This is a genomic window from Flavobacterium sp. (genome assembly GCF_031423415.1).
Classification (GTDB): domain Bacteria; phylum Bacteroidota; class Bacteroidia; order Flavobacteriales; family Flavobacteriaceae; genus Flavobacterium.
This window is the reverse complement of the sequence record NZ_JANPFL010000021.1, coordinates 1-7,028: the sequence shown is the minus strand read 5'-3', so window position 1 is coordinate 7,028 and position 7,028 is coordinate 1. Positions and strand designations below refer to the sequence as shown.

At 32.8% G+C, this 7,028-nt stretch carries 6 protein-coding genes; 5 read left to right on the top strand and 1 reads right to left on the bottom strand.

Annotated elements, in window-relative coordinates; all coding sequences use genetic code 11:
* The first annotated feature begins 420 nt into the window (after positions 1 to 420).
* On the top strand, positions 421 to 1,281 hold the full coding sequence (locus RMO83_RS02655; RefSeq protein WP_310558123.1) for a hypothetical protein: 861 nt from the start codon (positions 421 to 423) through the stop codon (positions 1,279 to 1,281).
* A 195-nt stretch (positions 1,282 to 1,476) separates the two neighbouring features.
* Here RMO83_RS02655 and RMO83_RS02650 read toward each other — a convergent pair whose 3' ends face one another.
* Positions 1,477 to 2,100, bottom strand: a complete 624-nt coding sequence (locus tag RMO83_RS02650; protein ID WP_310558122.1) for a DUF2238 domain-containing protein — start codon at positions 2,098 to 2,100, stop codon at positions 1,477 to 1,479.
* Positions 2,101 to 2,213: 113 nt separating this feature from the next.
* Here RMO83_RS02650 and RMO83_RS02645 point away from each other — a divergent pair, with 113 nt between their 5' ends.
* From RMO83_RS02645 to RMO83_RS02630, 4 genes are all read left to right on the top strand, one after another.
* On the top strand, positions 2,214 to 3,167 hold the full coding sequence (locus tag RMO83_RS02645) for an ABC transporter ATP-binding protein (protein WP_310558121.1): 954 nt from the start codon (positions 2,214 to 2,216) through the stop codon (positions 3,165 to 3,167).
* Between the two features lie 333 nt (positions 3,168 to 3,500).
* Positions 3,501 to 4,169, top strand: coding sequence for a response regulator transcription factor (locus RMO83_RS02640; protein WP_310558120.1), 669 nt, complete (start codon positions 3,501 to 3,503; stop codon positions 4,167 to 4,169).
* Between the two features lie 4 nt (positions 4,170 to 4,173).
* Complete coding sequence (locus tag RMO83_RS02635) at positions 4,174 to 5,559, top strand: ATP-binding protein (RefSeq protein WP_310558119.1); 1,386 nt, start codon at positions 4,174 to 4,176, stop codon at positions 5,557 to 5,559.
* 61 nt (positions 5,560 to 5,620) lie between these two features.
* On the top strand, positions 5,621 to 6,739 hold the full coding sequence (locus RMO83_RS02630) for a VIT1/CCC1 transporter family protein (RefSeq protein WP_310558118.1): 1,119 nt from the start codon (positions 5,621 to 5,623) through the stop codon (positions 6,737 to 6,739).
* The last annotated feature ends 289 nt before the right edge of the window (positions 6,740 to 7,028 follow it).

Below are 7,028 nucleotides of genomic sequence, written 5' to 3'. Positions count from 1 at the left end.
TACAATTTTAAGCTCCGATTCAACCAAATCAAGGAACAAATTGTTTTTTGGCTTAATTATTTGTTCAACTTCTATCCTGAAAATAATATTCCTATTTTTGTGGAAATTAAAAATAGCTCTTTTTAAGGGTTGACTAATTAGCCGTCCCGATATATCGGGACGGTTTTTTTATGGTCAAAATTTAAATTTCTTATTAGTTTTATATGTAAGTTAAAGATTTACAGTTTGTTATATTAATGTTTGATTACTTGTTAGCAATTCTAGATGTACTACAAATAAATAAAAGCACAACTTGATTTGTTAAAATATTGTTAAATTTAAGTACTATGCAAAACAAGATACTGTCTTTTGGATATATATTTGCATAGGATATTATTATATGATTTTAAAAAACAAAAAAAACTTAAAAATTTAATCATTATGAAAAATTTAATCATTTACTCAGGAATTGCTTTAGTAGTACTTTTGAATATGTATCGTACATCGTTCACGGTTACTAAAGGAGAAGCTACACAAGAATTTAACAAAGTGGTAGCGAACAAAAATTTTAATACTTTAATAGGAAGCGAAAAAAGTATAAGCCAAGAAAAAGTTTCAACGATGCCAACAGTTATCAAATTGGAATCAAGAACACTTTTTCTAAGCAGTTTTCCGAAATTAACAATGAACAAAACAGTGGGCGGAGACGAACCAATCGCTGTGGTTTCAAAAAATAAAATGAGTAAAACTGCCGATGAGCTTATCGCAGAAGATAATTTGATTACCGAAAACAACATTTCAAATGAAACTCAAGCTTTGGATTTTGACATGATTAATAGTAATACCATCGGTTACGAATTGGTTGAACCAATTAATATTTCTGTAACAGAAAAATCTGCTGACCAACTTATTGTAGAAGATAATTTAATTACAGAGAATAACATTTCAAATGAAACGCAAGCTTTAAACTTTGAAATAATAAATAGCAATACTATTGGTTACGAATTGGTTGAACCGATCAATATTCCTACAACAGAAAAATCTGCTGACCAACTTATTGTAGAAGATAATTTAATTACAGAGAATAATAATTCAAATGAAACGCAAGCTTTGGATTTTGACATTATTAATAGTAATACCATCGGTTACGAATTTGTTGAACCGATCAATATTCCTAAAACAGAAAAATCTGCTGACCAACGTATTGCAGAAGATAATGCCATTACCGAAAGCAACATTTCAAATGAAACTCAAGCCTTGGATTTTGATATTATAAATAAAATTTCTATATCTAGAAACTAACAAAATTCTACATTAGTAAGTATTGCGAATCAGGGCGGTAAAGTAAATTTTGCCAATAAAAAAGCACCATTATGGCTTTATAATGATGCTTTTTTTATGTTTAATTAGGAAGCTATACCGATTATGTATTCAATATAGTCCAATAAAATTGCACTATTTTCATACTATATCGGCATTATACCATAAACTTATGGACTATTTTATAAATATTTCTGGTATTATTTGTGTTTTTCGCAATTGCTTATCCTGAATTTTAGAAAATAAAATTAAACCTACAGTCGCTCCAATTGTGGCAAACAACATATCTGATTGCGTGTCCCAAACGTAGCCTTGTGTTCCTAAAAATGCATCGCCACCATCACCAGTAGCTAAAGAAACCCACCATTCAATCCATTCGTAAGCGGCACTTATCGCCAAACAAATCGCTACAATAATAAAGTTGAAGAAACTGGGATTACTAATTACTTTCTTCCGAATAAACAACTCACGGATTATCATAGCAGGTACCAACCCTTGTGCAAAATGTCCAACCTTGTCATAATTATTTCTACTTTGATGAAAAATTTCTCGTATGTAATCAAACAGTGGAACTTCGGCATATGTATAATGTCCGCCCACAAAGAGAATAATGCAATGAATTAGGATTAGAAAATAAGTAAAATCAGTAAACCGAAACTTTTTGAATGTCAGTGCTACTATTGAAACGCCAATAATTGCTGGGATAATTTCCAAGAAACAGGTAAATCCTTCTTTCGGATTTACGATTGACCATATTAATGTTCCAAAAAACAAGACCAGCATTAAGTAGATATTTTTCATTTATCACGATTAAGTTTACTATTCTTTTTGGCTAAATTATAGAAATAAATTCAATACTATTATTAAGGTTTACTTTTAATAAGGTTGTAAATTTGCAACTTTAAATATAGAAAATGCTTGTTGTAAAAAATATTTCCTTCACCTATATCGAAAATCCGGTAATCGAGAATATTAGTTTCGAAATTGCCAAAGGTCAAAATGTGGCTGTCATTGGCGAAAGCGGTTGCGGTAAAAGCACTTTGCTAAAATTACTGTACGGCTTGTATAATCTGGATAATGGAGAAATGTTTTATGACGGTAATCCAATTCTTGGTCCAAAATTTAATCTTATTCCTGGTGAAGAGTGCATCAAGTATTTGGCGCAAGATTTCGATTTAATGCCGTACATAACGGTCGAAGAAAATGTAGGTAAGTTTTTGTCTAACATCTACAAAACCGAAAAAAAAGCACGAGTTCAAGAATTATTAGAAATGGTCGAAATGACCCAATTTTCCAAAGTTAAAGCAAAATATTTGAGCGGTGGTCAGCAGCAAAGAGTAGCATTGGCGAAGGTTTTAGCATTGGAACCTGAAATTCTTTTATTGGATGAACCTTTTAGCCAAATCGATTCCTTTAGAAAAAATTCGTTGCGTCGAAATTTATTCAATTATTTCAAGAAAAAACAAATTACCTGCATTATTGCGACTCACGATAGCACCGAAGCTTTGTCATTTTCAGATGAAACTATTGTTTTGCAAAACGGAAAATTAATAGCCAAAGGAAATTCAAGAGAACTCTATGATAATCCGCCAAGTTTTTATGTTGCTTCGCTTTTTGGAGAGGTAAATGAGTTGAAATTATCTCATTTTGCAGCTTTAGAAGAGGCAGATGAAATACTATTATTGTATCCGCACCAACTAATAATTGTCGAAGAAAGTAAAATGAAGGCCATTGTTAAGCAATGTTATTTCAAAGGAAGTCATTATTTGGTCAAAGCTGCTTTTGAACGCAAAGCTATTTTCTTCGAGCATCATTCAGAGTTAAATTTGAATCAAGAAGTCAGTTTGGGTATTGCTGCTAAATTATAAATAGCCATTTTTTTTATATAAAATATTGGTTTCATTTGCTTTATAAATGCTTTTGTTTTTTATAAATTTAAAATTACTTTTTAAAAGGTTTCTTAATACCGCAGGATATCAACCTTAATTTTGACTTAATTTTTAGAAACAATAATTTTAAAAGACACTTATATGGTAATTTTACGTTTTATATTTTTGAGTAAATGATGATTTATTTTGCGGAAGAATAATCATTAATTATAAAGGAAAACAACAATGCACTAGCCATCAAAAGATTTAATTTTAATTTCGATTATTCCTAAAGAACTGAAAGCTTTTATAAAATTTATAATGCAATAAAGTATGAAAATTCTAATAGTGGAAGACGAAATAGGGATTGCTAATTTTCTCCAACAAGGTTTGGAAGAGGAAGGTTATACTGTTTTGGTGGCAAACGACGGAAAAACCGGTCTTGAATTGGCTTTAAGCCAAAAAGTTAATATTATTCTTCTCGATTGGATTTTACCCAAAATGAATGGAATCGAGGTTTGCAAATTAATTCGTAAGATAGACACGACAACTCCCATTATTTTTTTAACCGCAAGAGATACAGTTCAAGAAACTATCGAAGGGCTTAAGGCGGGAGCCAATGATTATATCAAAAAACCATTTAGTTTTGATGAATTAGTAGAACGCATTAAAATTCATTTCAGAAATCAAACCGAGCCAGAAACATTACAATTAGGGCCAATTGAAATTCAACTCACAAAACATCTTGTAGAAGTCGATGGCATTGAGGCTATCTTGACGCAACGCGAATACGAATTGCTATGTTATTTAATTCGAAATAAAGGTAAAGTGTGTACCAGAACGCAAATTATAGAAGACGTTTGGGACATTCATTTCGATTATGATACTGGTGTTATTGATGTTTTTATGAATGCCATTCGAAAAAAACTCAACTTAAAAATTGATAAAGATTACATAAAAACCATTCGTGGAGTAGGTTATATTGCTAATGATTTAAACTAATTATATGTTTTCGTTTTCTTTTAAAAATCGGATTGCCTCACATTATATCATTAGCACTGGATTGCTGATTTCAGTATTCTTTTTCTTGATTTATCAATTAATAGATCATAGTGTAAATAGGCAAATCAATGAAGATATAATGGGCGAAGTGTCCAAACATCTAGAAGAAATCGAAATTGACCCCAACGACACTTACCTGCTTCATGTCGATCAATGGCGAGCGAGAGAACATAAAACCGTTACTGTAAATCCGGTTTTTGTTCAGTTTTTTGACATTAACAAACGATTGATTGACAAATCGCCTAGCCTCAAAGGGCTAGAGCTCAAAATGTATGCAACTAAATTAAACAATAAATTCATTGATACTTATTTAAATAAAAAACCAATTAGGCAAATTCAAGTGCCCATTTTGCACAAAAATAAAGTAATTGGATCTTTGTTTATTGCCATGTCTTTAGATGATTCGACAAAGATTTTAAAGAATTTACAAGAAACTCTTTTGATTTTTTTTCCAATAATATTGTTGGTGCTCTTCCTGATTGCGAGGTTGATTGCCGGAAGAAGTATTAAACCCGTGACGCTAATTACGGAAACTTCTAACCGAATTACCAAAGACAATCTTAAAGAACGAATTCCTTTGCCTGAAAATAAAGATGAACTTTATGTACTTTCTAAAACCATAAACGATTTATTAGACCGTATTGAAAGCGCAGTAGAAAGAGAAAAACAATTTACCTCAGATGCTTCGCACGAACTAAGAACGCCATTGACCGTTTTAAAGGGAACTTTGGAAGTTTTGATACGAAAACCTAGAACTCAATCAGAATATGAAGACAAAATCAATTATGGTATTTCCGAGGTTAACCGATTGAATAATTTAGTGGATCAATTGCTATTATTGGCCCGATTCGAAAACCAAATTCAAAGCGTAAAAATTGAAAAAATATATGTGAATGCCTTGATTTTGGATATTCTGACACGGTATTCATTGAAAATGAACGTGAAAAAAATCAGCGTTGACCACGCTTTTTCAAAAGAATATTATGTTGAATCTGACAATTATTTACTTTCTATTATCATCAGTAACATTATCAGTAATGCTATTAAATATTCGAATGATAATAGTAGCATTTCTATAGTACTTTCGCAAAATGAAACCGCTACAGTTTGTACCATTTCGGATAGTGGAATTGGTATTCCAAAAGAAGATTTAGACAAAATCAGGATTCCGTTCTTTCGTTCAAATCCAACGCATCATCCAGATATAAAAGGTTCAGGACTTGGACTTTCTATTGTTGCCCGATTGGCAGGATTACTGAATATCCAATTCGAAATTCAAAGCGAAATCAATAAAGGAACTACAGTAATTTTGAGTTTCCATAGGATGTAACTTAAGTAGTTCTTAAGGCCAAGTCAATTTAAATTGGTTAACTTTGTCTAAAATTATTGTTATGGATTTAAGCAAATTAAAAGGGCAACTACAAACCGAAGTCGATACTGCATTTTTGTATGATAGTATCGCCAACATTCAATCGGATGACAATCTAAGTCGCGTTTTGCAAAGTTTAGCACAGATCGAAAAAGGTCATGCGAAACATATGTTGGATAAAGTTCGGGAGTTTGAACCCAATCACGTTATGCCTTCAGCGTCGTCAAGAGCTAAATTCCAATTGAAATTAGGAAAACTTTTTGGATACAATTCCATCATCAGTAGTTTGTCTGATATTGAAAAACAATTTGCTGTAAATGCTATCAAAAACAAAATCGAAAAAGGGGAGAAGCCTAATGGTTTCGAACACAATCACCTTAATATTATTGAAGCGGTCAACAACAATGCAGCCTTGAACGTCTCGGGAGGATTATTGTCAAAATTTGAAAGTCGTCACAAATCCGTTGGAGGAAATGCGTTACGTGCTGCAGTTTTAGGCTCGAATGACGGACTAGTTTCGAATATGAGTTTAGTTATGGGAGTTGCCGGAGCGGCGGTTTCTAACAATACTATTTTATTAACTGGTATAGCCGGGCTTATGGCTGGTGCTATTTCTATGGCATTGGGTGAATGGCTTTCGGTGCAAAGTTCCAGAGAATTAAACCAACGCCAAATCGATTTAGAAACCGAAGAACTGGAAGCATCGCCAGAAGAAGAAAAAAAGGAATTGGTGTTGCTGTACCAAGCCAAAGGAATGAATTCCGTCGAAGCCCAAAAATTGGCAGATAAAGCCTTCGAAAATCCTCAAACTGCAATAGATGCCATCATAACAGAGGAATTGGGAATAGATAAGGAAGAATTAGGCGGTTCCGCTTGGGAAGCAGCAATTGCTTCTTTCATTCTTTTTGCCATTGGAGCAATTATTCCGTTGTATCCTTTTATGGTTTTGGATGGTAAAAATGCTATTTTATTGAGTATTGCAAGCAGTGTTGTGGGACTTTTTGGTATTGGCGCCGCTATTACATTATTGACAGGAAAAAGCATTCTATTTTCGGGAATGCGACAAGTTGCTTTTGGATTGGCTGCAGCTGCAGTAACTTATGGAATTGGAACGCTAATTGGAGTTTCTTTGGCAGGATAAAAGCCCCCCAACCCCCGAAGGGGGAGCAAGCTGCGGTGGGAATTGGTAGAGCGTAGAAACAATGAAAATAATGAATCGGTAATTTAATAAAAATAATTTTAAAACCTGTTTACCCCAAACAGTGATTCCCCCAGTGGGGGTTAGGGGGCTAATTAGTCATTCCTTAAAAATGAATTAACAATTTGATTGTTAATAACTTGTGATTAAATTCAGTTGAAAACAGTACTTTTAAATCGCCAAAAAGTGTATATTTCGGTATAAAAAAGTGGCAATATGTTAGGCAAAATAA

Bases quoted from the DNA above. Each gene is read 5' to 3' on its own strand.
- RMO83_RS02655 (WP_310558123.1), top strand. From the start codon at position 421: ATGAAAAATTTAATCATTTACTCAGGAATTGCTTTAGTAGTACTTTTG.
- RMO83_RS02650 (WP_310558122.1), bottom strand. From the start codon at position 2,100: ATGAAAAATATCTACTTAATGCTGGTCTTGTTTTTTGGAACATTAATA.
- RMO83_RS02645 (WP_310558121.1), top strand. From the start codon at position 2,214: ATGCTTGTTGTAAAAAATATTTCCTTCACCTATATCGAAAATCCGGTA.
- RMO83_RS02640 (WP_310558120.1), top strand. From the start codon at position 3,501: ATGAAAATTCTAATAGTGGAAGACGAAATAGGGATTGCTAATTTTCTC.
- RMO83_RS02635 (WP_310558119.1), top strand. From the start codon at position 4,174: ATGTTTTCGTTTTCTTTTAAAAATCGGATTGCCTCACATTATATCATT.
- RMO83_RS02630 (WP_310558118.1), top strand. From the start codon at position 5,621: ATGGATTTAAGCAAATTAAAAGGGCAACTACAAACCGAAGTCGATACT.